27 protein-coding genes and 1 tRNA gene are annotated in these 25,770 nt (G+C 36.7%); 19 read left to right on the forward strand and 9 right to left on the reverse strand.

The features are described from left to right. Positions 1 to 49: 49 nt before the first annotated feature. The 4 genes from BUA71_RS03985 to BUA71_RS04000 all read right to left on the reverse strand — a co-directional run bounded on the left by BUA71_RS03985 (position 50) and on the right by BUA71_RS04000 (position 4,333). Entirely contained in the window at positions 50 to 1,402 is a 1,353-nt protein-coding gene (locus BUA71_RS03985; protein ID WP_072876996.1) for an MATE family efflux transporter, read from the reverse strand. Next, a complete protein-coding gene (gene hemH, locus BUA71_RS03990; RefSeq protein WP_072877738.1) occupies positions 1,402 to 2,436 on the reverse strand; it encodes a ferrochelatase in 1,035 nt (344 codons plus the stop codon). The genes BUA71_RS03985 and hemH overlap by 1 nt, the downstream gene beginning before the upstream one ends. Before the next feature lie 246 nt (positions 2,437 to 2,682). Then, on the reverse strand, positions 2,683 to 3,429 hold the full coding sequence (locus BUA71_RS03995; protein ID WP_072876998.1) for a ThuA domain-containing protein: 747 nt from the start codon (positions 3,427 to 3,429) through the stop codon (positions 2,683 to 2,685). A gap of 4 nt (positions 3,430 to 3,433) precedes the next feature. Next, on the reverse strand, positions 3,434 to 4,333 hold the full coding sequence (locus BUA71_RS04000; RefSeq protein ID WP_072877000.1) for a helix-turn-helix domain-containing protein: 900 nt from the start codon (positions 4,331 to 4,333) through the stop codon (positions 3,434 to 3,436). Positions 4,334 to 4,533: 200 nt separating this feature from the next. On the opposite strand from BUA71_RS04000, the gene hemA reads away from it, so the two are divergent. From hemA to BUA71_RS04085, 17 genes are all read left to right on the forward strand, one after another. Then, positions 4,534 to 5,790: a glutamyl-tRNA reductase gene (gene hemA, locus BUA71_RS04005; protein ID WP_072877002.1), complete on the forward strand. Its 1,257-nt coding sequence runs from the start codon at positions 4,534 to 4,536 to the stop codon at positions 5,788 to 5,790. Next, positions 5,787 to 6,710 (forward strand): hydroxymethylbilane synthase, encoded by a 924-nt coding sequence (hemC, locus tag BUA71_RS04010; protein WP_072877004.1) that lies wholly within the window; start codon positions 5,787 to 5,789, stop codon positions 6,708 to 6,710. Before hemA ends, hemC begins: the two co-directional genes overlap by 4 nt. 9 nt (positions 6,711 to 6,719) lie before the next feature. Beyond that, positions 6,720 to 7,373: a uroporphyrinogen-III synthase gene (locus BUA71_RS04015; RefSeq protein WP_072877006.1), complete on the forward strand. Its 654-nt coding sequence runs from the start codon at positions 6,720 to 6,722 to the stop codon at positions 7,371 to 7,373. Between the two features lie 90 nt (positions 7,374 to 7,463). Then, positions 7,464 to 8,489 carry a uroporphyrinogen decarboxylase gene (gene hemE, locus BUA71_RS04020; protein ID WP_072877008.1) on the forward strand — a complete coding sequence of 342 codons (1,026 nt, stop codon included), beginning with the start codon at positions 7,464 to 7,466 and terminating at the stop codon, positions 8,487 to 8,489. 246 nt (positions 8,490 to 8,735) lie between these two features. Then, positions 8,736 to 9,206 carry a DUF6973 domain-containing protein gene (locus BUA71_RS04025; RefSeq protein ID WP_083572034.1) on the forward strand — a complete coding sequence of 157 codons (471 nt, stop codon included), beginning with the start codon at positions 8,736 to 8,738 and terminating at the stop codon, positions 9,204 to 9,206. A 63-nt stretch (positions 9,207 to 9,269) separates the two neighbouring features. Beyond that, positions 9,270 to 10,172, forward strand: a complete 903-nt coding sequence (hemF, locus tag BUA71_RS04030; RefSeq protein WP_083572045.1) for an oxygen-dependent coproporphyrinogen oxidase — start codon at positions 9,270 to 9,272, stop codon at positions 10,170 to 10,172. Positions 10,173 to 10,871: 699 nt separating this feature from the next. Next, positions 10,872 to 11,339 carry an IS200/IS605 family transposase gene (gene tnpA / locus BUA71_RS04035; RefSeq protein WP_072877014.1) on the forward strand — a complete coding sequence of 156 codons (468 nt, stop codon included), beginning with the start codon at positions 10,872 to 10,874 and terminating at the stop codon, positions 11,337 to 11,339. Positions 11,340 to 11,362: 23 nt separating this feature from the next. Beyond that, positions 11,363 to 12,352, forward strand: coding sequence for a porphobilinogen synthase (gene hemB / locus BUA71_RS04040; RefSeq protein ID WP_072877016.1), 990 nt, complete (start codon positions 11,363 to 11,365; stop codon positions 12,350 to 12,352). Positions 12,353 to 12,602: 250 nt separating this feature from the next. Then, positions 12,603 to 12,950: a hypothetical protein gene (locus BUA71_RS04045; RefSeq protein WP_072877018.1), complete on the forward strand. Its 348-nt coding sequence runs from the start codon at positions 12,603 to 12,605 to the stop codon at positions 12,948 to 12,950. Between the two features lie 85 nt (positions 12,951 to 13,035). Next, on the forward strand, positions 13,036 to 13,503 hold the full coding sequence (locus tag BUA71_RS04050) for a hypothetical protein (protein ID WP_072877020.1): 468 nt from the start codon (positions 13,036 to 13,038) through the stop codon (positions 13,501 to 13,503). Between the two features lie 348 nt (positions 13,504 to 13,851). Continuing rightward, positions 13,852 to 14,982, forward strand: coding sequence for a CNNM domain-containing protein (locus tag BUA71_RS04055; RefSeq protein WP_072877022.1), 1,131 nt, complete (start codon positions 13,852 to 13,854; stop codon positions 14,980 to 14,982). Next, a complete protein-coding gene (locus tag BUA71_RS04060; RefSeq protein WP_072877024.1) occupies positions 14,939 to 15,409 on the forward strand; it encodes a methylated-DNA--[protein]-cysteine S-methyltransferase in 471 nt (156 codons plus the stop codon). Before BUA71_RS04055 ends, BUA71_RS04060 begins: the two co-directional genes overlap by 44 nt. Before the next feature lie 11 nt (positions 15,410 to 15,420). After that, positions 15,421 to 16,569 carry a serine hydrolase domain-containing protein gene (locus BUA71_RS04065; RefSeq protein ID WP_072877026.1) on the forward strand — a complete coding sequence of 383 codons (1,149 nt, stop codon included), beginning with the start codon at positions 15,421 to 15,423 and terminating at the stop codon, positions 16,567 to 16,569. Next, complete coding sequence (locus tag BUA71_RS04070; protein ID WP_072877028.1) at positions 16,559 to 17,272, forward strand: 3'-5' exonuclease; 714 nt, start codon at positions 16,559 to 16,561, stop codon at positions 17,270 to 17,272. Before BUA71_RS04065 ends, BUA71_RS04070 begins: the two co-directional genes overlap by 11 nt. Before the next feature lie 197 nt (positions 17,273 to 17,469). Next, positions 17,470 to 17,835, forward strand: coding sequence for a DUF6616 family protein (locus tag BUA71_RS04075; protein WP_072877029.1), 366 nt, complete (start codon positions 17,470 to 17,472; stop codon positions 17,833 to 17,835). A 209-nt stretch (positions 17,836 to 18,044) separates the two neighbouring features. Then, the gene (locus tag BUA71_RS04080; protein WP_072877031.1) at positions 18,045 to 18,542 is read left to right on the forward strand and encodes a DUF4494 domain-containing protein; all 498 of its coding nucleotides are present in this window, start codon (positions 18,045 to 18,047) and stop codon (positions 18,540 to 18,542) included. A 456-nt stretch (positions 18,543 to 18,998) separates the two neighbouring features. Continuing rightward, positions 18,999 to 21,206: a S41 family peptidase gene (locus tag BUA71_RS04085; RefSeq protein ID WP_083572035.1), complete on the forward strand. Its 2,208-nt coding sequence runs from the start codon at positions 18,999 to 19,001 to the stop codon at positions 21,204 to 21,206. A gap of 286 nt (positions 21,207 to 21,492) precedes the next feature. On the opposite strand, the gene BUA71_RS04090 is transcribed toward BUA71_RS04085, so the two are convergent. From BUA71_RS04090 to mce, 5 genes are all read right to left on the reverse strand, one after another. Further along, positions 21,493 to 22,305 carry a hypothetical protein gene (locus tag BUA71_RS04090; protein ID WP_072877032.1) on the reverse strand — a complete coding sequence of 271 codons (813 nt, stop codon included), beginning with the start codon at positions 22,303 to 22,305 and terminating at the stop codon, positions 21,493 to 21,495. Next, on the reverse strand, positions 22,302 to 22,613 hold the full coding sequence (locus BUA71_RS04095) for a hypothetical protein (protein WP_072877035.1): 312 nt from the start codon (positions 22,611 to 22,613) through the stop codon (positions 22,302 to 22,304). Before BUA71_RS04095 ends, BUA71_RS04090 begins: the two co-directional genes overlap by 4 nt. Continuing rightward, entirely contained in the window at positions 22,613 to 23,152 is a 540-nt protein-coding gene (locus BUA71_RS04100) for a hypothetical protein (RefSeq protein WP_072877037.1), read from the reverse strand. Before BUA71_RS04100 ends, BUA71_RS04095 begins: the two co-directional genes overlap by 1 nt. Before the next feature lie 123 nt (positions 23,153 to 23,275). Continuing rightward, a tRNA-Ile gene (locus tag BUA71_RS04105) sits at positions 23,276 to 23,349 on the reverse strand. A 130-nt stretch (positions 23,350 to 23,479) separates the two neighbouring features. Further along, entirely contained in the window at positions 23,480 to 23,884 is a 405-nt protein-coding gene (gene mce, locus BUA71_RS04110) for a methylmalonyl-CoA epimerase (RefSeq protein ID WP_072877041.1), read from the reverse strand. Between the two features lie 249 nt (positions 23,885 to 24,133). Between mce and rbfA the strand changes: the two genes are divergently transcribed. Both rbfA and BUA71_RS04120 read left to right on the forward strand, forming a co-directional pair. Beyond that, positions 24,134 to 24,529, forward strand: a complete 396-nt coding sequence (rbfA, locus tag BUA71_RS04115; RefSeq protein WP_072877044.1) for a 30S ribosome-binding factor RbfA — start codon at positions 24,134 to 24,136, stop codon at positions 24,527 to 24,529. 3 nt (positions 24,530 to 24,532) lie between these two features. Next, the gene (locus tag BUA71_RS04120; RefSeq protein ID WP_072877046.1) at positions 24,533 to 25,738 is read left to right on the forward strand and encodes an ABC transporter permease; all 1,206 of its coding nucleotides are present in this window, start codon (positions 24,533 to 24,535) and stop codon (positions 25,736 to 25,738) included. Positions 25,739 to 25,770: the final 32 nt, after the last annotated feature.

A 25,770-nucleotide genomic window follows, 5' to 3' on the forward strand; every position in this document is an offset into this window, starting at 1 on the left:
GCTTAATAATTAAGATTTTAACACTGTAAGATTTGCTTCGGAAGGATTATTAACTGCCTGCCGGATTAAGTTTTACCTTAATCTCTCTATTCAGAAAAAACGCGGTAACCAGCGTTGAAAGTAAATCTGCGATGGGAAAAGACAGCCAGACCCCGAGAGCGCCAAAATAATTTGGTAAAATGAGGATTAGCGGAATAAAAAAGAAGCCCTGTCTGGAAAGTGTTAGCAATAATGCCGGTGTCGCTTTTCCTACCGCCTGGAAGTAGGCGGCACCAATAAGTTGAATCGCGACTATTGGCGTGGCCGCAAAAACCCAACGCATAGCATCTGGAGTACCCGCAACTATTTGTGGATTCTGCGTGAAAATTTTGACAATTTCTTCAGCAAAAATCATTATTCCACCAAAAACCAGAAGGCCTAATCCGCAAGCATATAAAATAGCGGTTCGCACCGTTTTACGCACCCTATCAAATTTTTGGGCGCCATAGTTAAATCCGGCGATAGGTAGAAACCCTTGTGTAACCCCCAAAACAGGAAATAAGGCAAACATTAACATACGACCAATAATAGCATAGATTGCAACGGCGTCTTCTCCTCCCAAATCGAACAAAATATTGTTCATAAGTAGGTAAATAACACTCACCACCGCCTGTCTTGCCAGGGTAACAAATCCCAGGGAGCTTATCTCCTTTAAAATTGCTTTATCCAGTCCAAAATGTGGCAGACTAATTTTTAATTCTGAATTTTTAGAAAGGAAAAACCAAAAAATGTAGCCAAAGCAACAAAGATAAGAAGCTGTGGTAGCCCAGGCTGCTCCTGCCATTCCAAAATTCATTTGATTAATTAAAATATAATCTAACACCAAATTCCCTACCGAAGGAATAATCATCGCGATCATGGCGAATTTAGGTTTTCCTTCAGCCCTAATCACCGTATTCCCCATCATACACAGCGCCAAAAACGGCACTCCGTAAAGTACAATTTTATAATATACCTTCGCGGGATCAAAAATTTCTCCCTTACCACCAAACGTAGGAATTAAGGAATCTACGAAAAACAGTCCTACAATTACCAGGCTAATGGTAAGTATTAAAGTTAGGGTGATTTGATTGCCAAAGGTTTTTAGGGCTTTTTGTGCGTTATTGGAACCCAATGCCCGGGAAATAATGGAAGACCCTCCAATCCCAATGGCCATTCCCAAAGCAGCAATAAAAAAGGAAACCGGTAAAACCACATTTATTGCGGCAATGGCGGTAGAGCCAATCCAGTTTCCTACAAATATTGTGTCTATAAGAATATTAAGCGACATCACCAGAATCCCTATAGATGCCGGTGCCGCCTGCTGTATTAATAATTTCCCTATAGACTTTTCTCCCAAATTACGGGAGTTTTTGGTGACCATTATGCTTCAACCGGCTTCTGGTGTGCCCATTCATCAATCCACCTGGAAAGCACTTTCACCCAATCTTCCCTATCGTTAAGACAGGGCACTACAGTTAATTCTTCCCCACCAACTTCGTGGAAGATCTCTTCTCCCTCCATAGCAATTTCTTCCAGGGTTTCGAGACAGTCTGATACAAAAGCAGGTGTTACGACCGCAAGTTTTTTCATGCCTTCTTTTCCAAATCTCTCTATCGTCCTATCTGTGTAAGGTTGTAACCACGGATCGAAACCTAATCGTGATTGGAAGGAAACACTATATGAATTTTCTTTTAGCTCTAAATACTCAGCAACAAGCCTGGTGGTTTCATAACATTGGTGGCGGTAGCAATATTGATGCGCTGCCGAGGGCGTTTGGCAACAGCTCCCATCTATTTTACAATGGGAATTGGTAATATCACTTTTCCTAATATGCCTTTTGGGCACGCCGTGATAGGAAAACAATAGATGTTGAAAATCTACTCCTTTCAATTTTTCTGCAATACTTTCAGCCAGTACCCTAATGTAATCTGAATGATTATAAAATGCCGGCACCGTTGTAAATTGCATATTAGGATAGTTTTCTTTCCGAAGTTCTTCAGCTAAAACCAAAATTGTTTCGGTAGTAGCCATGGCAAACTGGGGATACAATGGAAAAAGCAAAACCTCATCTACTCCCTTTTCATGTAATTCCTGAAGCCCCGATTTAATACTGGGTTCCCCATAGCGCATCGCCAGGGCAATAGGAACAGAGGTTTGTTCATCTATTTTATCCTGAAGTCGCTCTGATAATACAATGAGCGGCGAACCTTCCTCCCACCATATTTTTTCGTAAGCAGCAGCAGATTTTTTAGGACGGGTATTTAAAATAATCCCTCTAACCAAAAGCGTTCGAGCCCAATAAGGCACATCAATTACCCGCTCATCCATTAAAAATTCGTCCAGATATTCTTTTACATCTTTAGGATCGGTGCTTTTTGGAGAACCCAAATTGACCATTAAAACTCCTTTACTCATAATTTTCTCTTTTTCTCTCAATAAGTGAGATATATTTTATTACTTCTTTCACAGGAAATGCTGCGTGACTAACCGCAGATTCTAAATACTTTCACAATAAAAATATTGTGATAAACTAATACCAATTTTTTGTTTCAAAAATAACATTATTTAAATATTGAATGTTTTTTTAAGCAGAATCACTACTATAGATTAAATAATTATCAATCTTCCATTAGCTATTGTTGTTTTCACAAGTTAACAAACTTATTCAGACCTATTTAAGCCAAACAAAATACATTGCAAAATATGTTCTTTAAATTTTGGTTCTAAATAAGACTTAATGGTATGTCCGCCACCGGTGTAAATTGACACTCCGCCAAAACCAGTTTCTTTATACCACGCAATGGGATGTTTTGCTCCGTTGGTTCCGCCCTCGTAAGAGTCTTCATCTAATACCAGTAAAACCTCATTCTCTGCATCCAGATTTTTATAATTATACCATTCATCTGTTCTTGTCCAAATTTTTGGTAAAAGTTTTACTGTAGGATGTTGTGGTTTATTCACTTTTATACGCGCCTTCTGAATTTTAGGGTGATCTTTAAAAACCCCACCTACCAAATCTCCATACCACGGCCAGTTCATTTCGGTATCTGCTGCTGCATGAATTCCGAAGAAATTTCCACCTTTCTCAATATAATTTTTAAAAGCTTTCTGTTCCTCTTCATTAAAAACATTTCCCGAGGTATTGAGAAAAACGATTAAGTGATATTTTTCCAGGTCTTCTTCTAAAAAATCGTCTGCTTTGTTCGTTGTGGCCAGTTCAAAATCATAATCTTCGGCAAAGTCTTTAATCAAACCCAGGCCAGTAGGTATCGAGCGATGCCAGTAACCTTCAGTTTTATAAAATAACAAGACCTCATCTTTCTTCTCTTGCTCCTGTTTTTGTGCAAATACATAGGGGTTCCCTGTAAATAAAACAAGTGTAAAAAAGAAGAAAATAATTCGTAACATATATTTAAGCGTTAGATGTTAAAGACATAACGTATTTTTTTGGGGTAGTCCCAAATTTCTTTTTAAAAGCTGCAATAAAATGGCTGGAGGTACTGTAGCCCACCTTTAAACCTACTTCGTTTACATTATACTCATTGCTATCCAGTAACTTTCTGGCATATTCCATTTTATAATCAAATAGAAAGCTATAAACCGAATCTCCATAAATTTGTTTAAAACCTTCTTTCAGTTTTTTAAGACTAAGTCCAATTTCTGTGGAAAGTTCCTGGAGTGAGGGAGGCTCGGCCATACGCGCAATTACAATATCTTTCGCCTTTCTAATTTTATTAATATTTTCTTCATCGATTAAAAAGGGACATTGCTCTACATCTGGATCTTCGGTGCGGTTAAAATACAAGCTTAACAACTCATAAGACTTAGCTTTGAAGTACAGGTTTCTTATACTTTGGGTAAGACTTAGGTTCATTACTTGGTTTAGAACAATCGCCATAGATGGTGAAATAGGCGTATCTTTATAATATTTTTTATCCTTATTTTCTGAACTTAAAAAAGTAATATAGCCGGCCTCTTCTGAAAATAATGAATGAAATTTTTTAATGGAGATTAATAATGAAATTAACCATGAATTTGGTTCTATCACAAGGTTTAAGGGCAGGTCTTGCTGTGGGTTATAAAGTAATAAGGATTTCTCCTCTTCCAGCGGTAACTCATATTTACCATCATTAAAAAGAAACTTGCTTTTCCCTTTCACATTAAAATGAAATTGAATAAAACTACTATCTATATTCCTAACAATATTCTTTACCTCTGAAGTATCATTTTGAAATTTAAAAAGGTAAAAACCTTCTTCAATTTCCACTTTTTCACTAAAACCTACAGCGTTATTTTTATCTTCTAAATGCATCTTTTTAGTTTTGTCTTTATTTAGAACTGTTCTAAACAGTTAGCTCTAAATAGGCTATACTTGCTACAAAAGTACGGATTTGATATTTTAAAAGAGCCAAAAATATCAAAATAACTAAAAACGACATAAATAGTACTTTGAGCGTTACTTTTTCATTTAACAAAATCTTAATTTTGTCTTCTGAATTCCGAATTAGGTACATGAAAGATTATCACATAGCACGCGGTAAACATTTTTATTCAATAGGCCTTAGTTATAAAAAGGCAGATGCAGAGACCAGGGGACGTTTTAGTCTTGAAAATACTGCTAAGGATAAGCTGCTACACCAGGCTAAGGAAGATGGCATAGAAGCAATTCTTGTAACCTCTACCTGTAACCGCACAGAAATTTACGGATTTGCAGACCACCCTTTTCAACTCATAAAACTACTTTGTGAGCATACTCACGGTACAGTAGAAGAGTTCGAAAAAGTGGCTTACGTGCATAAAAACAAAGAAGCAATATCCCATATGTTTAGAGTGGGAACCGGCATGGACAGCCAGATATTAGGTGATTTTGAAATTATAAGCCAGTTAAAATCTGCTTTCACCAGATCGAAAAAACTGGGCCTGGTAAATGCGTTTTTAGAAAGACTGGGCAATGCGGTAATTCAAGCCAGCAAGCGTATTAAAAATGAAACCGAAATTTCTACGGGAGCAACATCGGTTTCTTTCGCATCTGTTCATTATATTCTAAACAATATTCCCAATGTTTCAAATAAGAATATTTTACTCTTCGGAACCGGGAAAATTGGCAGAAACACCTGCGAAAATCTAATTAAACATACAGGTAACGAACATATCACCCTTATAAACCGCACCAAGAATAAAGCAGAAAGAATCGCCGGGAAATTCAACCTTATCGTAAAAGATTATGCGAATCTACAGGCAGAGATTCGCAATGCCGACATTCTTATAGTTGCTACCGGAGCACAAAACCCCACAATTTCCAAGGAGCTTATTTATTCTAATAAAGATTTATTAGTTTTAGATCTTTCTATTCCTAAAAATGTAGCTCCAGATGTTGCCGAACTTCCCAACGTAAAATTGGTACACCTGGATCAATTATCTCAAATTACCGATAAGAATTTAGAACGCCGCAAACAGTTTATTCCAGAAGCTAAAGCTATTATTGATGAGGTAGAAACCGATTTCAATAAATGGTTGGAGACACGCAAATTCGCCCCCACCATAAAGGCTTTAAAAAAGAAACTAAGACGCATGAAAGACGATGAGCTCGATTTTCAGCGTAAAAAGATTTCCGGGTTTAACGATGAGCAGGCAGAGATTGTAAGTGACAGGATTATCCAAAAAATCATGAAGCACTTTGCCAATCATTTAAAGGTTGAATCTGAAGACACTAACGAGAGTTTGGAGCTAATCCAAAAAGTTTTTCACCTCGAGGAACAAACCAAATGAATAAAGTAATTAGAATAGGCACGCGCGATAGTGAATTGGCACTGTGGCAAGCCACGACTGTACAAAACGCTTTAGAAAAAGCAGGACACGAGACTGAATTAATACCGGTAAAATCTACCGGAGATCTTAATCTCAATCAGCCACTCTACGAAATGGGGATTACTGGGATATTCACCAAAACCCTGGATGTTGCCATGATAAACGGTGATATTGATATTGCGGTGCATTCTATGAAAGATGTGCCAACTGCATTGCCCAAAGGAATTGTGGAAGCTGCCGTTTTAAAAAGAGCCGATAACAAAGACATTCTTATTCATAAAGGTCTCGATTTCCTGGAACAGGAAAAAGGAACTATTGCCACCGGCAGCCTTAGAAGAAAAGCCCAATGGTTGAACAAACATCCAAATCATAAGGTTGTAGATCTTAGGGGGAATGTAAACACCAGGATGAAAAAGCTGGAGGAAAATGAGTGGAATGCCGCCATTTTTGCAGCAGCAGGTTTAGAGCGTATTGAATTAAAACCAGAAAACTATATAGATCTTAATTGGATGATTCCCGCTCCCGCGCAAGGTGCGATGCTGGTTGTGGCTATGGAGCATGATGAATTTACCAGGAAAGCATTAAAATTGCTCAACCATCGTGAATCTGAAATAAGCGTTCATATAGAACGTGAATTTTTACAGGTTTTAGAAGGAGGTTGTACCGCTCCTATTGGTGCACTGGCTACAATTAAAGATAATCTGGTTTATTTTAAAGGAGCGCTTTTTAGCTTAGATGGAAAACAAAAAATAGGAGTCGAAAAAACTGCGTCTATTGATAATATTCAAAATTTTGGAAGAAGCTGTGCCGAAAAGGTGCTTGCTGAGGGGGGAAAAGAATTAATGCGTAAAATAAAAACAGAAATTAATTCCAAAGCTTAATTCGGGTAAATGAAAAGTATTCTTTCCACAAAAAAATTGAGTGTTGCGCAGAAGAATTTGCTGCTCAACGCATCACTTAGCTTAATAGAATACAATGCTATTACTACGGAAACCATAGCTTTTAAACTGCCTAAAAAGGATATTAAAAATGTAATTTTCACCAGTAAGAATGCCGTAAATGCTCTTTTAGGTAAAATTAAAGCCGAAAATTGCTTTTGCGTAGGTGAAAAAACAGCCGCATTACTCACAGAAAACGGATTCCACGTGCAGGAAATTGCAGATTATGGTGCCCACCTCGCGCCTATCTTAATTGAAAAGTACAGCGAGGAGGAATTCACTTTTTTCTGCGGAAATAAACGAAAAGATGACATCCCCAATGGCTTGGCAGCAAACGGAATTCCTTTTGAAGAGATCCAGGTGTATAAGACCAGTTTGAATCCAACAAAATTCAAACAGGATTTTGATGCAATTTTATTTTTTAGTCCTAGCGGGGTACAAAGTTATGTTAGCAAAAATTCATTAAGCAATAGCCTTGCTTTTTGTATAGGAACCACAACCGCGGCAGAAGCGAAGAAATATACCAATGATATCGTAATAGCCAACCGGCCGACTATTGAAAATGTAATTGTACAGGTAGCGAATTATTTTAATAAAGATGAATGAGGTAGATTGGGATACCCCCCGACCTGGTAGGTCTGGAGGATGATTATAAAAAATTAAAAAAGCCCTCGTTGTAGGACAAAATATTAAAAAATGATAAAAAACGATTTATTTTTAAAAGCTTTAAGAGGAGAAACGGTATCCCGTCCCCCCGTATGGATGATGCGCCAGGCTGGTAGATATTTACCCGACTTCATGAAGCTTAAAGAAAAGTATGATTTCTTTACCCGCTGCAGAACTCCGGAGCTAGCTACAGAAATCACTGTAATGCCAATTCACCAGGTAGGCACAGATGCAGCCATTCTATTCAGCGATATCCTGGTGATTCCACAGGCTATGAATATTGAAGTAGAAATGAAACCGGGCGTTGGCCCCTGGTTACCCAATCCTATAAGGTCTCAGGAAGATGTTGACAATGTAATCGTTCCAAATATCGAAGAAACCCTGGGTTATGTGATGGACGCCATAAAGATGACCAAACAGGAACTAAATAACGAAGTTCCGTTAATTGGTTTCGCAGGTTCTCCCTGGACTATTATGTGCTATGCCATACAGGGGCAAGGTTCAAAAAATTTCGATAAAGCTAAAAAGTTTTGCTTTACCAATCCTGTGGCGGCACACCAGTTGCTTCAAAAAATCACCGATACTACCATCGCCTATCTAAAAGCTAAAGTGGCGGCGGGAGTAAATGCAGTGCAGGTTTTTGATTCCTGGGGCGGAATGCTTGGTCCCATAGATTATCAAGAATTTTCCTGGAAATACATTCAGCAAATCATAGATGCTTTAAAAGATGAGATTCCGGTAATTGCCTTCGGAAAAGGTTGCTGGTTTGCGCTTGGGGAGATGGCCAATTCGGGAGCAACTGCTTTAGGCGTAGATTGGACCTGCAGCCCAAAAAATGCAAGATATCTAAGCGGTGGAAAAATCACGCTACAGGGTAATTTTGATCCCTCCCGATTGTATTCCCCGCCGGCAGAAATTAAAAAGATGGTAAAACAGATGATCGATGAGTTTGGGAAAGACCGGTATATTGCCAACCTGGGCCACGGCATTCTACCAGATATCCCGGTAGAGAATGCCCAGGCGTTTGTAGATGCGGTAAAAGAATATAAAGTATAAGATTCTTGTTCGGTTAAAGAACAAAGATCGCTTTGCTGCAAGAAAAAAGAGAAAAGACTAAATTGTAACTAGCTGAAAATCTTTGTTTTTTCAGAATTAATATTGTCAACTAACTCTTTTTTCTGCATATCTAAAATGGCAAAAGGGGTAATTATGAAATCACATTGGGGGCTGGTGATTAATCTTGTTTTTATCGGATATCAATGAAATTATAAGCAATAAATGATACTAACACGGCTGCAGTCAATGAGATTCAGGGAACTATTTTCAGTTCTTAGAATCTTCATTAAAAGGCCGCGTTATATCTACCCAACCTACCGGGCTACAAAAAAGACCTTGCAAATTTGTGATGAACTCTATCCCGGGGAGCATCACAAAAACGGCAGGGAGAATGCATTTAGGCACGCCCTGTGGAATTATTTAATTTGTAAGTTTTGTTTTCCAATCTCTGGCAATCTTGAAATTGCCAGAAATTGGAGCGATAAAATCACACAATTCCACGAGAAACTGTCTCCCAATAAAGAATTGGCCAAAGCGATGGATTTGCACAATAACCGGGTAGGTCAGGTTTTGTTTACTAATGAGAAAAGGAGTATTCCAGAGATAATAGATTTGCTTCAGGAAGCAATGTCAAATGCTATTTGCATTGAAGAACCAAATCAAATAACTCAGATTGAAAAAGAATTGGTTTTTATAAAGGAAAAAAGGATAAATTAAGAATTCCGATTAACCGCAAATTCCTGAAACGTAGAAAATATTAAAAAAAGAAAAAATATGAAGATGAGGGAGCAATTTTATGCCTACATAGAAAAGTTACAGGATAAAATTACGAATAAACTGGAAGAAATCGACGGCGAAGCCAAATTTCACGAAGATTTATGGAAACGTGCAGAAGGTGGTGGTGGTCGCACCCGGGTAATTCAAAATGGAAAAGTTTTTGAAAAAGGCGGCGTTAATATTTCGGCCGTTCACGGTCCGCTTGCTCCCGCGATGCAACAGTATTTTAAGGTTGGAGATGTAGATTTTTTTGCTTGCGGACTCAGTTTGGTGATCCATCCTAAAAACCCAATGGTGCCAACCGTTCATGCAAACTGGCGTTATTTTGAAATGTACAATAAAGAAGGTGAAGTGTTGGACCAATGGTTCGGCGGCGGGCAGGACCTTACCCCCTATTATTTATTCGAAGAAGATGCCTCGCACTTTCACAAGGTGTGTAAAGATGCATGTGACAAACATTCTCCAAATTTTTATACAGAATTTAAAGAAAAATGTGATGCCTATTTCTGGAATTCACACCGAAATGAAGCTCGGGGAATCGGCGGATTGTTCTTTGACTATTTGAAAGATTCCAAAGAAAAAAGCATCACCGAATGGTATGATTTTGTCACTGAAGTGGGTGACAGCTTTTTGGATGCTTATGCTCCTATTGCTGAAAAGAGAAAAGGTCTAGAATACACCAAAGCTCACCAAAACTGGCAGGAAATAAGACGTGGTCGCTATGTAGAGTTTAACCTGGTGCACGATAAAGGCACTCTTTTCGGATTAAAGACTAATGGCCGTATTGAGAGTATTCTCATGAGTTTACCCCCACACGTGCAATGGGTTTACGACCATCACCCCACACCCGGTAGCGAAGAAGAGCGATTGCTAAAAATATTAGAAAAACCCGTGGAGTGGGTGTAATATGCCGTTCCGCTGGAGCTCATTTCTCTATCGTCTATTTTTACTATAAATATGTCGTCTCTACGAGACTAAAAAACCATGCAATCCAGGAAAGTTAATTAATATAATGATATAATATAATCAGAAGCCCAGAGATAAACCTACCAGGTAAGAACTAGAAAAAATTAAAAAATTGAGATAAAACTCTGGAAATTAAAACCTCTAAGAATTAAAATATTTAAAAGCTTCAGAGAAGCGATATATTTATAGAAAAAGAGTTTAGATCACAAAAAAGGGCGCCAGAGGAGTGTTAGATTCATAACACGATAAATTACTATAAAACACCTCTATGCCGCTGGAGCTCATTTCTCAATTATCCTTTTTTTACTATAAATATGTCGTCTCTACGAGACTAAAAAACCATGCAATCCAGGAAAGTTAATTAATATAATGATATAATATAATCAGAAATCCAGGGATAAACCTTCCAGGTAAGAACTAGAAAAAATTAAAAAATTGAGATAAAACTCTGGATATTAAAACCTCTACAAGGATTAAAATATTTAAAAGCTTCAGAGAAGCGACATATTTATAGCAGAAGAATTTAGAACACAAAAATGAGCTCCAGAGAGCGCTATACTTTACAATATAATATTCACTATGAGACAAAGCCTAAGAGATATGACATAAAAATTCCACGAAATAATTGTAAATTTCGAGATGGCCAATACCTATTCACAAATATACATTCATTGCGTCTTTGTCGTTAAGGGGCGTCAAAATTTAATTTCCAAAAGATGGAAAGATGAATTGTATAAATATATTACCGGTATTGTCTCTAATGAAGATCAGAAATTAATAGCTATTAACGGAATGGCAGATCATGTGCACATTTTGTTGGGAATAAAGCCCAATAAAAATCTTTCAGAGCTTATTCGAGATATAAAAGCCAATTCTTCCCGTTTTATAAACACTAAGAAGTGGATTTTGGGAAAGTTCGAATGGCAAAAAGGTTTCGGGGCTTTTTCTTGTGGACAAGCACAATTAGATTTGGTCATTAACTATATCCAAAAACAAGAAATTCATCATAAAAAGATGAGCTTTAGAGAGGAATATCAGAAATTTCTAAAACATCATGATATAAAATATAAAACTGACTATTTATTTGAACAAATCGAAAAATTTTAAAAATAGTACTGAAAACTAAAATTATGTATCCACTAAGAAGAAATAGAAGATTAAGAACTAATGAAGCCATACGCAGCCTGGTAAGGGAGATCGCCATTACCCCCAATGATTTTATCGCCCCCTTGTTCGTGGTAGAAGGAAAAAACAAGAAAGAAGAAATCGCTTCTATGCCAAATTATTTTAGGCTTAGTCTCGATTTATTAGAAAAAGAAGTTAAAGAGCTTTGGAATTTAGGCATAAAATCTGTCTTGTTATTTGTAAAAGTTCCGGAAGATTTAAAAGACAATGCAGGCAAAGAAGCTTTAAATGCCAACGGCTTGATGCAACGCGCCATCAAGACTGCAAAAAACGCAGTTCCCGAGATGCTGGTAATGACCGATGTGGCCCTGGACCCTTATTCCGCTTATGGACACGACGGCGTTGTCTCTAACGGGAAAATATTAAACGACGACTCCAGCGCTATCTTAGCAGAAATGGGATTATCACACGCCAAAGCGGGAGCAGATATTTTAGCCCCCAGCGATATGATGGACGGTCGAATTTTTGAAATGCGCACACTTCTGGAAGATGAAGGTTTTCAAGAAACCGGGATTATGAGTTATAGTGCCAAATATGCTTCAGCATTTTATGGACCATTTAGGGATGCCCTGGATTCTGCTCCTGTGGATGCCGAAGATATTCCGAAGGATAAAAAAACCTACCAAATGGATCCTGCAAATCGTGACGAGGCTGTAAAGGAAAGTCTTATGGACATTGAAGAGGGAGCCGATATCGTCATGGTAAAACCTGGCTTATGTTACCTGGATATTGTGCGGGACCTTAAAAATGCCGTGAATATACCGGTCGCCGTTTACCAGGTAAGCGGGGAATATGCCATGATTAAAGCCGCTGCAGAAAAAGGCTGGTTAGACCACGACGCTGTTGTTTTGGAACAACTTACCGCCATAAAAAGGGCCGGAGCTTCTATGATTGCCAGTTACTTTGCCAAAGATGCGGTTAAGCTTATTTCTTAATTGCAAAATTTAGTTGCAATAAACACAATTGAAAGATTAGGTGAAAGCGTCTCGACTGCGCTCGACGTGACACCAAAACTATTATTTGCTTACTTTCGACACGAAATGGATATGCAATTACATAATCATATTTTATAAAAAACCTCTCGCTTTCAATTAACCAAAGAGCGAGGGGTATTTTATTTTAGGAGAATGATTTTATAACAAAACTTTATAGATCCAATAGGTGTTTTTTAGGTAATTTTGTAAAGTGAAAAATCGTGATTTTTATAGGATTTGCCTATTACTTGGAGTGGTGTTATACGCTTCCGGGAATACTGCTTTTGCTTTCTCCAAAGTTCACAATCAGCTGGACTCTGAAGAACAGCAATACCTGCAACCTGACCACCGAAACGGATTTGGTTTAATTGTAGAATACGACTTTTCTGAAAATACTAATGCTGAAGATCCATTTTTTGGTGCTTCAGCGACTTTAGCTTCTTTCTTTTCTGCGGAAGCTGTATTATTTTCTTCTACTAAGCAAATATTAGCTTTTCCGCTTCAGGATCAAAGGAAGCTAATACTCCAACAAATCTATCCATTTCATTTTTTCTGGTAAACCCTGGTTTTAAAAATCAGCATTTAAAGTCTTCAATCTAAAAAGACTTCAGAAAAAACAAAATTTCAACTTAAATTTATTTAAAATGGATACTCCATCTACAATAATAGGGCTTGTCCCATTAGCAATTTTCGTGTTGCCAATCCTCTATCTTATCGTGCAACAAAACAACAAGCAAAAACAAGGTTTAAAAAATTTAAAAAACATAGGCAATAAAAATAATTTACGTTTAGAAAAAACAGAAGTTTCTTCTAATCTATTGCTAGGTTTAGATAGCGAAGCACATAAGTTACTGGTCGTTGAGCCTGTGAATAATATGCAACACCGGGTGGTGGACCTTAGAAAGGTTTCTAGAAGTACTGTGAATGCCGTAGCTTTCCCTAACAATCAAAAACTCATAAAAAGAGTGAGTTTAGACTTACTAAACAGCACCGGCAAAATGGATATTGTTTTTTATGATGACGATGATGATAACGACAATCACAATGCTGCAGAACGGCTGGCGGTTGCAAAAAAATGGAATCAGTTAATTAGACCAAAGTTATCTGCTTAGTTCGACATACCAATGTAAAGCAGTAATGTAACTCAATCCTGTACTTTTTAAATAATACAGGATTGAGTTTACTTCAGGAAATAAAAAAATCTAAACCTTCTAAAAAGGTGTTCACTTCTTTAGTTTTAGCGAATTCCCTTTAGGCCTCAGGGTGAGAAAGCTGAAAAATCATTAAAAAACGAAATTTTCGGACTGAACTCAAGATTTTTTATTCACAAAAAAATGTACTCTTAAAGTAAACAGCTCTTTTCTAAATGATAAGGAGTGTTTTTTATGTTTTAGTATTTTTTTACAGGTAATTTGAGGATATAATCTTTATTTTAGTGGTTTAAACAACTAAAAACTAATATGGGATTACTCATTTTATACGCTGTTCTTTCCATTTTTTTCTCTTTTATGTGTTCTATATTGGAAGCAGCCCTATTGAGTGTAACACCTTCTTACATCAAGATTAAAAATAAAGAGGGCAAGTCTTTTGCCCAAACCCTGGCAAATTTCAAACAGGATATAGACAAACCTTTAATCGCTATCCTTACGGTAAATACAGTGGCGCACACTGTGGGTGCAATTTTAGTTGGTGTACAGGCAGAGAAAACCTTTGGTAGTGGTAATAATTCAGTAGGAATTGTTTCAGCAATAATGACCATCGCTATTTTAATTCTTTCAGAAATAATTCCAAAAACAATTGGGGCGACCTACTGGAAATCCCTTGGGAATTTCACTGCGCAAACCCTTAAAATAATGATCTTCCCATTAAAATACACGGGAATGCTTTGGCTTATGATGCTTACCACCAAACTTATTGGTAAATCGGCACATGTGACTTCCATGAACCGGGAAGAATTTGCCGCAATTACCGATGCAGCTGAAGAAGAAGGCGTTTTTGATGAAAGTGAGACTACGGTGATTAAGAACTTGCTTGTTTTTAAATCGGTAAAAGCTAAAGATGTTATGACCCCATTTTCGGTTGCCATTATTGAAAACGAAGACAAAACTGTGGAAGAGTTTCATCAAAATCACCGAAATTTAAATTTTTCGCGTATTCCGGTTTATAAAAATGAAATAAACAATATTACAGGGTTTATTTTAAAAGACGATGTACTCGAGCAGATGATAGATGATAAAGGAAAAGTGCCCTTAAAAGACTTAAAGCGCGACATCTTTATGAGCGCTGAAGACACCCCTATTCCAGAACTTTTTGAAACTTTTGTACAAAAACGAGCCCATATCTCCATGATTGTAGATGAATATGGCAATACCGTTGGCCTGGTTAGTATGGAAGATATTATTGAAACATTACTGGGGCTGGAGATCATGGATGAAAGTGATAGTATTGAAGACATGCAGGTACTTGCCAGGCAAAATTGGGAGAAAAGAGCGAAACGACTGGGTATTATTCAACGTAAGGAAAATGAAGAAACCAATTATCCCACAGATGCAAACAGATCTAAAAACTCCCCTGGGGACGGCCAGGATTAGTGGAAGTGAGGCGGGAATTTCAGAAATAAAAATTCTTGAAGAAGAACACCCCGAATCCCAAAATGTGCCAGACTTTTTAGAACCGGCAGTAAGGCAATTACAACAATATTTTAAAGGAGATTTAGAGCAATTTAATTTAGAGATTAATTTGCAGGGAAGTGAGTTCCAGAAAAAAGTTTGGCGGGCATTGCAAGCTATTCCTTATGGAAAAACCTGTTCCTATTTAGCATTGGCCAAAGAAATTGGCGATGTAAAAGCGATAAGGGCCGTGGCAGCCGCTAACGGTAGAAATCCGCTGTGGATAGTCATTCCCTGTCACAGGGTAATAGGTAGCGACGGTTCTTTAACCGGTTATGCCGGTGGTTTGCACCGAAAAAAATGGCTGCTGGAACACGAAAACAGGTTTACCCAACTTTCATTATTTTAAAACAACACATTATGAAAAGGTTTTTGAAAATAATTGGTACGATAATCCTGGTGCTTTCCATTGCAATTCTTATCCTTATCATTTTTGACTTCGGCTATATTTTTCGCGGCATGCAGGTCACTTATTTTCAAGGGCACAAAACTGCTTATATTGATGATTATCCCAATTTTAAGAACAGAAAAATTGAATCCAAAGCTACAGCCAAAAAATGGCCGGAACATTCCGAATACAATTCCGAAAACGCTACCCAGGAACTTTCAGCATTAAATGAAGAACTGGAAACTGCCGCTTTTTTAATTATAAAAAATGATAGTATTTGGTTTGAAAAATATTACCAGGAATATAATGCTGCTTCAAAAACAAATTCTTTTTCTATGGCAAAGAGCATTGTATCGGCATTGCTGGGGAAAGCGATTAAAGACGGTCATATCACCAGTTTAGAACAACCGGTTTCAGATTTTTATCCTCAGTATAATTCGGCATTAAAGGTGGGCGATCTTGCCTCGATGTCTTCTGGTTTAAACTGGAACGAAAATTACTACAACCCTTTTGGGATGACTGCAAGGGCTTATTTCGACGAAAATATAAGGGAATTGGTGTTGCGGTTAAAGGTTACTGAAATTCCGGGAGAGAGTTTTAAATACCTTAGTGGCAATACTATCTTACTGGGTATGGTTATAGAAAAAGCAAGCGGGATGAATTTGTCTGAATACTTAAGTGAAAGCTTTTGGAAACCCCTAAATATGCAACACGATGCCCTATGGCAATTAGATAGTGAGAAGAGCGGGATGGAAAAAGCCTACTGCTGCATCGCTTCTAACGCACGGGATTTTGCACGTTTTGGAAAGTTGTTTAAAAATAATGGCAAATGGGAGGGCAAGCAAATTCTAACTAATGATTTTGTAAAAACCGCCACAAGTCCCAGGTTTGAGGAGAGTCCGCAGTATGGGTATGGGTTCTGGCTAAGCGATTATAAGGACAAGGACATTTTTTATATGCGCGGAATAAGGGGACAATACGTAATTGTGATTCCCGAAGATGACCTCATAATTGTAAGATTGGGGGAAAACCTCATCAAAAAAGAAGAGGACGAAAAGCACGCTCCCGATTTCTATAAGTATATTGATGAGACTTATAAAATGCTAAATGATGCTGCATAAAATAAAGCTGGAACATATTTTATTTTTGGACATTGAAACGGTTCCAGAGTATCAAAATTATGAGCAACTTCCAGAAGCGAAACGTTTGCTTTGGGAAGAAAAGTCTTTTTACCAACGCAAGGAAGAGTTTACTGCGCAAGAATTTTATGAAAGAGCGGGAATATGGGCAGAATTTGGAAAGATTGTATGTATTTCGGTTGGATTTTTTAGGTTTAAAGACGGGCAACGACATTTTAGAATTACCACTTTTAAAAATGATGAAAAAACCCTTTTACAAGAATTCACCAATTTATTGAATAAACATTTTAGCAAACCCAAACACTTGCTTTGCGCCCATAATGGCAAAGAATTCGATTTTCCTTTTATCGCCAGGCGTTTATTGATTCACGATTTACCCCTACCTTCAAAATTAAACCTTTTTGGAAAAAAGCCCTGGGAGGTAGCGCATTTAGACCCCCTGGAACTCTGGAAATTTGGGGATTATAAGCATTTCACTTCTTTAAAATTACTCACTAATGTGCTAAATATTCCATCACCAAAAGATGATATTTCAGGAAAAGATGTTTGCGCAGTATATTATGAGGAGCAAGATTTAGATCGAATTGTAACTTATTGCGAAAAAGATGTGCTGGCAATCGCACAGGTAATTCTTAAATTGAGACAGGAAAATCTTTTAGAGGACTCTGAAGTTATCCTGGTTTAAGATCAGTTAGAATTCGAAATAAATAAAAGAACAACAATAACATAACTACAAAAAGCCTCCAAAAAGTTATCTATGTATTGGTTATCAGTCTCTTGATATGAGTTTTATCATATTACTGCTGATTTTAACCTTCTCTAAAGTAATATGAGTTATATAATTACTAACTTTAGTTAACTAATTTATAAAAACCCAATGATATGTATTTATATATTGAAATGTGGAACGTAACCCGTAAATGGCTTAAACTTTCTGTAGAAGAACGCCGACAAATTTTCACAAATATGGAAGACCGTATTAAGGAGATGAAAGACCGTGGTGTAGAAAACATGGGCTGGGCACGTAACGACGAGCACACACCATATAGAAGTGATTACAGGTATATAACGGTATGGAAAATGCCTTCTAAAGACGAGGTTAAAATGCTTGAAGACAACCTGGACAAAGTGGGTTGGTACAAATATTTCTCCCAGGCAAATTCCAGGGGAGAAGTTATTTCCCGCGATTCTGCTATAGACTTTTTGGTAAATCTCAAAGAAACTTCAACTTCCTTTTTAGATGCTTAGATAAACGCGAAAACGATGTAAAAGCATTTTAGCATTAACAACAAAAGCCTTCTACCTATGTGGAAGGCTTTGTTGTTGAAAACCAGCCTGTAAAGAATTGAGCATAAGAATGCCATAATTCATATGGGAATTTTGTGAATATCTATTGTTTATTTTAAGCATCAGCCCTTTTTTAAATCCTATTTTTGGCAGCTCAAAAAAAATAAGATATGAGCGTAACTTGGTATGAATGTAAGGTGAAATACAAAAAAACACACGAAACCGGAGAGCAAAAAATGGCCACAGATACTTACCTGTTGGATGCAGTATCTTATACAGAAGCAGAAGCCAGGATTACTGAAGAGATGAAAACCTATACAGAAGAAGATTTTAGGATTATGAATATTAAGGTCGCTAATTTTTCTGAAGTCCATCCTTTTGAAAACTCCGATCGTTGGTTCAAAGCTAAAGTGTCCCTGGTGGCTATGGATGAAGAAAGCGGAAAAGAGAAAAAGACCAATATTTACCTACTGGTGCAAGCCAATGATGTAAAAGAGGCTTTTGAAAATACCACCACCGCTATGGAAGAAACCATGGGCGATTATACCATCCCGGCAATTACCGAATCTCCAATTTTAGATGTCTTTCCCTATTTTACCGGAGAGGAAGAACAACTGGAGAAATTTAATGTCCTGGAAAAAACGGAAACCGAGGAAGAGGAAGAGTAATTATCTTTCACTAATCTAAAAAGCATCTCCTGTCTAAGAGATGCTTTTTTAGATTATTAGAAGTTTTAAAGAAGATTATTTGTGACCACTATTGGCTGGTTAAAGAATCTGGATCACGTCGCAAAATACAGGACGTGACTGCACAATGCAAAATAGCTCTTTTAAATGAAATTGGATAAATTATAAACGATTAAACGTTATTGCATCAGTACATAAATTTGTCTACGGTTAGAGCATCTATCGGGGCAATTGCGACGAATCCATAATTATTATCATTTTTGCATCCAGAGAAATCCTTTTACCGAAAAATTTATTAGCTACACTTTAGGCTTAATCTGCCTCTGAATACAACAATTTCTGAATATTTTTGAACTTTTAGCCGCTATTTATAAAAAAACCAAATATTTTAGATTAAATTCTATAATTTGTAGGCTGTGTTATTCTAATTCAGCAAAAATGAAAAAAATATTTCTGTTTCTTATCCTCAGCTCGGGCTTACTATGTAGTGGCCAAACCACTCAAAAATTTAATCTGGACTTCGAAAAAAAACAAGAAAATAGCTTTCTGCCAAAAGGCTGGATTAAATGGGGAACATACCTATTAGAAACGGACACCCTAAACGTACATAGCGGTAAAAAGTCTTTAAAGATAACCCAGGGAGATAATGGAAACAGATTTGGTAGTGCTGCTTATAAAATCCCTGCAAATTATACAGGAAGGACCATCACACTAGAAGGCTATATGAAATTAAAGAATGTAGAAAATGGATTTGCCGGATTGTTACTCCGTATTGATGGAAATGAGGGCGCCCTTGCATTTGATAATATGGACAAGAAGAATATTTCGGGAACAAGGGATTGGGAAAAATATAGTATCTCTTTAAATTATCCTGAGGGAGCTGAAACTATTTATGTGGGAGGTATTCTAAGCGGAAATGGAGAAGTCTGGCTTGATAACTTTGAGTTGCGCCTAGACGGGAAAAATATTCAAACGCTTAAAGAAATCGAGAAAGAATTTACAGAAGCTCAATTAGACACCGTGTTTGACCAGGGCTCAAATCTTAAAATCCCTAAATTAACTCCAAAAAAGATTAATGATCTTGAACTGCTCGGTAAAGTTTGGGGATTTCTAAAATATTACCATCCCGCAATTTCACAGGGAGATTATAATTGGGATTATGAACTATTTAGGTTTTTGCCGGATTATATCGCTAATAAAAATAAAAAAGAGAGAAACACACTACTTATAAACTGGATCGATTCTTTGGGTCCATTGCCAGCATGCACAAATTGTAAACCAACCGATGAAAATGCAATCATTAAACCAGATTTTGGCTGGATAAAAAAACTAAACCAACGCCTAAGAAAAAAGCTATTTTCAGTTTATAAAAACAGGTCGCAGGGGAAACACTTTTATATAAGCGCGGCTTCCACAGGAAACCCAAAGTTTAAAAATGAAAACGATTATAAAAACATGCCTTATCCCGATGTTGGATTTCGGCTTTTAGCGCTTTACAGATATTGGAATATGATTAATTATTTCTTTCCGTATAAAGATTTAACAGATAATGATTGGCGTAGGGTTCTTAAAGAATATATTCCAGAATTTATACAGGCGGGGAATGAATTGGAATATGAATTGGCCAGTGTAAAGCTAATTGCAGAAGTTCGTGATACACACGCAAATTTATGGGGTGGGGGCGATGAAATTGCACACTGGAAGGGCAACTGTTTTCCACCGGTTTATACGCAATTTATTGAAAATAAGCTTGTGGTCACAGATTATTATAATGATGAACACAAAGACGAAACAGGACTAAAAATTGGTGATATTATTACGCATATTAACGGAGAAAGCATCCAGGAGATTGTAGAAAGAAAATCCGGGTATTATCCGGCTTCTAATGTACCTACGCGCTTAAGGAACATTTCCAGAGATTTATTGCGTTCCAATGCTACCGAAATTGAAATAAGGATCATTTCCGGAAAAGCTTCCGAAGAAACTAAAAAGCTAAAATTATATCCCAGGGGTGATCTTAATATGAAAGCCTGGTATAAAAAAGATGACGGTAAATCCTTCAAATTATTAGAAAATAACATTGGTTACGTAAGCCTGGGAACGATAAAGGATAAGGATATTCCTCAAATTAAAGAAAAGTTTAAAGACACCAGGGGCATTATCATAGATATAAGAAATTATCCCTCCACTTTCGTTCCTTTTAGTTTGGGCTCTTTTTTTGTTTCCCAAAAAACTCCGTTTGTTAAGTTCACTACAGTAAACCTAAACAATCCGGGAGAGTTTCAATTCATTAACCCAATAGAAATTCCCAGTACCGGGAATACTTACAAGGGTCAATTAATTGTGTTGGTGAACGAAAGAACCCAAAGTCAGGCAGAATATACCGCAATGGCATTTAGAGCCGGGGATAACACAAAAATTATAGGCAGCACCACTGCCGGGGCAGACGGAAATGTCTCAGAAATCCTATTGCCGGGCGGACTTAGAACAATGATATCGGGCATTGGCGTTTTTTATCCCGATGGCGGGGAAACGCAAAGAATAGGTATAGTCCCCGATGTGGAAGTAAAACCGACTATTAAAGGAATTAGGGAGAATAAGGATGAATTGCTGGATAAAGCTATCGAAATTATAATAGAGGAGTGAAATTTGGGGTAAGTTGAATTTAAGTAAATGTCTTTCTAAGCTTTAAATTCCTGGAAAAATAGCGACTGGTTTGGAACTGTTCTAAGCGCGTTTCAGAACTCTACACAGACTTTTATACTACTGAAGAGTTTTTAGAGAATTTTAAGCGCTCAAATGCAATCCTGAAGGAGTTTGAGGTTAAGGACCATATAGATCAGCCTTTTCTTCAAATTAAAATGATTGATCTTAATAGAAAGACCTTACCTCTTTACCGAAGATTAGATGAAAAGAATAGAAATAAACAAACTTAATAAGAATTACAACTCACCTTTTCGTATCGAGGATACTCTTTATTCATTTGATTTTTTAAAAAATAACCGATCTTCAAAGTTCTATTAGGTTTTTTCAAGTAATTCTTTATTCTAAAAGCGTTTAAACCCTTTTGAGGCAAGTATGCTTGATCAAACTCTCTGAAAAATAATGAATCGTTCCTTTTTTCAGTAACCGTTATATATATATAGGCTATCTTATCTACTAATTTATTATCATTTATTTTTAAGACTAAATCTACGTAATCTGAAACTGAATCTGTGGGACAATGAAATTCGAAATTCGAAGTGTTTCCTGAACTTGTATGTCCTTTTATATTTTCTAAATTTTCAAACTCTTCGCTGATCTCATTATATGTTTCAATCTTATCAATACTAAGAGAAGTTGATTTAATGGAGTTTCTAACTTCTGTCTTTATGCCTTCTTTTTCACCAATAATCTTTTCCTGTCTTTCGATTTTCTTTAATAATTGATTTAATCTACTATTTAAACTTGTCAAACTATCTAATGCTTTTTTTCTTTCAAAGTCGGACGAAGGAATTGAATCTAAATCTGCAGTTAAATAAGATCGATACTTTTTTATTTCGCTCTCTAAATTATTTTGATAATAATAATCCATTAAAAAGACTGATACTACAGTAGACACTACAGCAACAAGTGGTACTATTTTAAAGAACAGCTTTTTATCACTTTTTACTTTCACTGTTTTTTTTCCATATGCCAGTATTGTAATAAAAGTCAATACGATTAATGAAATAGAAACAATCAATAAGTAGTCAATATCATTCATTGAGGATCTACAGTTTTTTTATTTTTTAAAATTGCAATTAACGTTCCACTCCAGCTAAGTCCAGAGAATAGGCTTGTTTTCAAATTCATTGGTTCTAAAAGTACAAATGCAAGTAAACTTCCTATTAAAGGCAATAAAATAAAATCTATTCTGAAGTAAAATGCTTCTTTTTTGTCAGGAAACATTTTTCTAAGGAATGGTTTTGTGCCTTTAAAATCATCAGAATATAATGATAGAATATGACCGCAAATCGAGCCGATCCAAGTCAAAAACCAATGAAAATCTATATATGAGAAATAATCAAACATTATTTTCCTGAATTTCTATAGCGTTCCTTAAGTAAAATGTAGTTCTCCTCAAGTAATTGTATCTGCATTTTTGAAGCATTCAAGGATTTCGCATATGAATTATTAATTTTTTCGAGTAAAAAAATAATTGAATCTTTTCTTTCAACCAGAACGGAATCTCTATCACCTCTGTATAAATCTTTTAGAATCCTTTTCCCCATTTCTAAGTCAATTATTAAATGACTTGAATCAGTCACCCGAAAATTACTGTTCAAAATTTCAGATAAGCTATCATTAACTTTTTGGTTTTCTATTAAATCACTTTCAACAATATTTAATTCATCATTATAAAAATTTTTGAGAGAATTAATCCTGTCATAAGCTTTTTCAATCTGAGAATTTTCTAGTTGATCATTTCGTAACTTTAATAATTCAATTGTAGCATCTTTCGATTCAATTTGTTCTTTATGAATTGTATAAGCATATGTTAGCAATACGGGCAGACTACATATCACCAAAATATCTCTGATTAAAGTAACAACTTGCTTAATTTTTTTCATCGATGAGTAAAACTAACAAATATTTATTAATTATAATGAATTTTAATCGTCCCCTCATTCGTCCCCTAAAATAAAAGAAGCCCTACAAACGTACTGTTCATAGGGCTTCATAAGCATTATAAGTGGTCCCACCTGGGCTCGAACCAGGGACTTTTTGATTATGAGTCAAATACTCTAACCAGCTGAGTTATAGGACCGAATTTAAAACCAAATTTGGGAAAGTAGATTACCCAAATTTTAGGAGTGCAATATTATGATATATTTTTAAATCCTGCAAGGTGAAAGCCTAATTTTATGTCCTCCATTTATTCCCTCCCTTTAGGGACGCTAGGAGGGGGCGTGTTGGCAAAGTTCTACCAGTACCCCATTAGCACTTTTAGGGTGCATAAATGCTACCAGTTTATTATCGGCGCCTTTTTTTGGAGCGGTATTTATTAACTTAAAACCTTCCTTTTCCAATCTATGGATTTCCGCCTTAATATCATCTACGGCAAAAGCAAGGTGATGTATGCCCTCCCCCCTCTTTTCAATAAATTTAGCAATGGGGCTTTCGGCGTTTGTTGCAGCCAGTAATTCAATTTTACTCTCCCCAATTTTAAAGAAAGATGTGCTTACGCCTTCACTTTCCACCCGCTCGGTTTTATAATGTTCGCTTCCCAAAACCGCTTTATAAGTAGCATTGGCTGCCTCAAGGTCTTTTACGGCTATTCCTATATGTTCTATTTTCTTCATTGGTTGTATTTTTAGTCTTACCTTTTGAATTCAAACGCTACAAAGTTCAGCAAAATAACTAATTCTGGCATAACTTTTAAAAACCACAGCAGTTTCAATAATAAAAAATATTCGTGAATTTCTGGCAATGCTTTCTAAGCTGGATATTTAATTCTATTGCGTCAATTCCGCCACTTTCAATTTTTTCTGATAAAGATCCCAAAAAGCATATTTTAGGGATATGCCAATTTATTATCCTATTTTTGTGTTATGGAAGAGACAAACAGACAAAAGAAAATAGGCGGGGTTTTACAACGCGACCTGGCCGATATTTTGCAAAAAAACCTAAAGGAAGCGGGGAGAACGGGAGTATTAATTTCAGTCTCTAAAGTGAAAGTGACTACAGATCTTTCTATAGCCAAGGCTTATATTAGTATATTTCCCTCAAAGCACGCACAGAAAGTTTTAGAAGAAATAAACCTTGGGAAGTCCCAAATAAAGCACGAAATGGCGCAACGCACCAAAAACCAGCTGCGTAAAATGCCTGAAATTAATTATTATATAGACGACTCTTTAGAATATATAGAAAACATTGAAGAGTCTATAAAAGGTGAAGAAGATCCTATTGCCGACCCAGATTTGTTAGAACGGCGTAAAAAATCATAACTCTTGAAGTTCCCATTTTATATCGCCAAACGCTATTTGTTTAGCAAAAGCAGCAATAATGCCATTAATATCATTACCATTATTGCAGCCATAGGCGTATTTGCGGGAGCTTTTTCATTGTTTATTGTTCTTTCGGGATTCTCTGGACTAAAAGACTTTAGCCTTTCTTTTTCCAATAAATTTGACCCCGATTTAAAAATACTTCCCGCTAGCGGAAAAACTTTTCTATTGCCCAAGGACAAATCGGAAGCCCTGGAAAATATAGAAGGTATTGCGGTGTTTACGCCCATTATTGAAGAGCGCGTTTTTCTTGATTACCGCAATAAAAACCACACTGCCTGGCTTAAAGGCGTGGGAAATAAATACCAACAGGTTACTCAAATAGATAGCACAATTTCCGGCTCCTGGCTCACCAGTAGTGAAGCACAGGTAGTGGTGGGCAATACTATTTCCCGAAAATTGGGACTTAGTATTTTTAATTACCAACACCTCCTTAAACTTATGGTGCCCAGGCCGGGAAAAGGCCAGATTACCGGCTTAAATCCCGGCCAGGCGTTTAGTCAGGAGAACGTGATCGTAAGCGGAATTTATAGTGTAAACGAGGAATTAGATGACAAATATGTGTTCTCTAACCTGAATTTTGCAAGAAACCTACTGAATTTAAACGAAGACAACTTTTCTGCAGTCGAAATAAAATTAGCTCCCAACGCTAACCCCGATGACGTTACTGCTGCAATAAAGACGATTTTTAACGAGGAAGTAATTATTAAAAACAGGGCGCAACTCAATGAAGTGCTCTATAAAATGCTTAATACCGAAAACCTCGCAGTTTATCTCATCTTCACCCTGGTGCTTATTATTGCACTGTTTAACGTGGTGGGTTCTATCATTATGGTGATTCTCGACAAGCGCGAAAATATTAGAACCTTGTTTAGTATGGGAGCTTCAGAAAATCAAATCAAGAAAATATTCTTTACCCAGGGTATGCTTATGACGGTTTTTGGCGGTGCTATTGGCTTGCTTTCGGCACTTTTGTTGGTGTATTTACAACAGCAATTTAATCTGGTGATGATCACCCCAAGTCTTCCTTACCCCGTAAGTATCACTTTAGAGAACGTTCTAATTGTAATTTTCACCATAGGCATCTTAGGGCTACTGGCCTCTTTTATCGCCGCAGGAAGTAGTAAAAAAGCTTTAAAAGCGGTTTAAATTCTCAGTGAAGCCCACTTTCCATTAAAAAA

It is taken from the genome of Salegentibacter echinorum (genome assembly GCF_900129445.1).
GTDB classification, from domain to species: Bacteria; Bacteroidota; Bacteroidia; order Flavobacteriales; family Flavobacteriaceae; genus Salegentibacter; species Salegentibacter echinorum.

Excerpts from the sequence above, each read along its gene's own strand:
- BUA71_RS03985 (WP_072876996.1), bottom strand. The coding sequence starts at position 1,402 with ATGGTCACCAAAAACTCCCGTAATTTGGGAGAAAAGTCTATAGGGAAA.
- hemH (WP_072877738.1), bottom strand. The coding sequence starts at position 2,436 with ATGAGTAAAGGAGTTTTAATGGTCAATTTGGGTTCTCCAAAAAGCACC.
- BUA71_RS03995 (WP_072876998.1), bottom strand. The coding sequence starts at position 3,429 with ATGTTACGAATTATTTTCTTCTTTTTTACACTTGTTTTATTTACAGGG.
- BUA71_RS04000 (WP_072877000.1), bottom strand. The coding sequence starts at position 4,333 with ATGCATTTAGAAGATAAAAATAACGCTGTAGGTTTTAGTGAAAAAGTG.
- hemA (WP_072877002.1), top strand. The coding sequence starts at position 4,534 with ATGAAAGATTATCACATAGCACGCGGTAAACATTTTTATTCAATAGGC.
- hemC (WP_072877004.1), top strand. The coding sequence starts at position 5,787 with ATGAATAAAGTAATTAGAATAGGCACGCGCGATAGTGAATTGGCACTG.
- BUA71_RS04015 (WP_072877006.1), top strand. The coding sequence starts at position 6,720 with ATGAAAAGTATTCTTTCCACAAAAAAATTGAGTGTTGCGCAGAAGAAT.
- hemE (WP_072877008.1), top strand. The coding sequence starts at position 7,464 with ATGATAAAAAACGATTTATTTTTAAAAGCTTTAAGAGGAGAAACGGTA.
- BUA71_RS04025 (WP_083572034.1), top strand. The coding sequence starts at position 8,736 with ATGAGATTCAGGGAACTATTTTCAGTTCTTAGAATCTTCATTAAAAGG.
- hemF (WP_083572045.1), top strand. The coding sequence starts at position 9,270 with ATGAGGGAGCAATTTTATGCCTACATAGAAAAGTTACAGGATAAAATT.
- tnpA (WP_072877014.1), top strand. The coding sequence starts at position 10,872 with ATGGCCAATACCTATTCACAAATATACATTCATTGCGTCTTTGTCGTT.
- hemB (WP_072877016.1), top strand. The coding sequence starts at position 11,363 with ATGTATCCACTAAGAAGAAATAGAAGATTAAGAACTAATGAAGCCATA.
- BUA71_RS04050 (WP_072877020.1), top strand. The coding sequence starts at position 13,036 with ATGGATACTCCATCTACAATAATAGGGCTTGTCCCATTAGCAATTTTC.
- BUA71_RS04055 (WP_072877022.1), top strand. The coding sequence starts at position 13,852 with ATGGGATTACTCATTTTATACGCTGTTCTTTCCATTTTTTTCTCTTTT.
- BUA71_RS04060 (WP_072877024.1), top strand. The coding sequence starts at position 14,939 with ATGCAAACAGATCTAAAAACTCCCCTGGGGACGGCCAGGATTAGTGGA.
- BUA71_RS04065 (WP_072877026.1), top strand. The coding sequence starts at position 15,421 with ATGAAAAGGTTTTTGAAAATAATTGGTACGATAATCCTGGTGCTTTCC.
- BUA71_RS04070 (WP_072877028.1), top strand. The coding sequence starts at position 16,559 with ATGCTGCATAAAATAAAGCTGGAACATATTTTATTTTTGGACATTGAA.
- BUA71_RS04075 (WP_072877029.1), top strand. The coding sequence starts at position 17,470 with ATGTATTTATATATTGAAATGTGGAACGTAACCCGTAAATGGCTTAAA.
- BUA71_RS04080 (WP_072877031.1), top strand. The coding sequence starts at position 18,045 with ATGAGCGTAACTTGGTATGAATGTAAGGTGAAATACAAAAAAACACAC.
- BUA71_RS04085 (WP_083572035.1), top strand. The coding sequence starts at position 18,999 with ATGAAAAAAATATTTCTGTTTCTTATCCTCAGCTCGGGCTTACTATGT.
- BUA71_RS04090 (WP_072877032.1), bottom strand. The coding sequence starts at position 22,305 with ATGAATGATATTGACTACTTATTGATTGTTTCTATTTCATTAATCGTA.
- BUA71_RS04095 (WP_072877035.1), bottom strand. The coding sequence starts at position 22,613 with ATGTTTGATTATTTCTCATATATAGATTTTCATTGGTTTTTGACTTGG.
- BUA71_RS04100 (WP_072877037.1), bottom strand. The coding sequence starts at position 23,152 with ATGAAAAAAATTAAGCAAGTTGTTACTTTAATCAGAGATATTTTGGTG.
- mce (WP_072877041.1), bottom strand. The coding sequence starts at position 23,884 with ATGAAGAAAATAGAACATATAGGAATAGCCGTAAAAGACCTTGAGGCA.
- rbfA (WP_072877044.1), top strand. The coding sequence starts at position 24,134 with ATGGAAGAGACAAACAGACAAAAGAAAATAGGCGGGGTTTTACAACGC.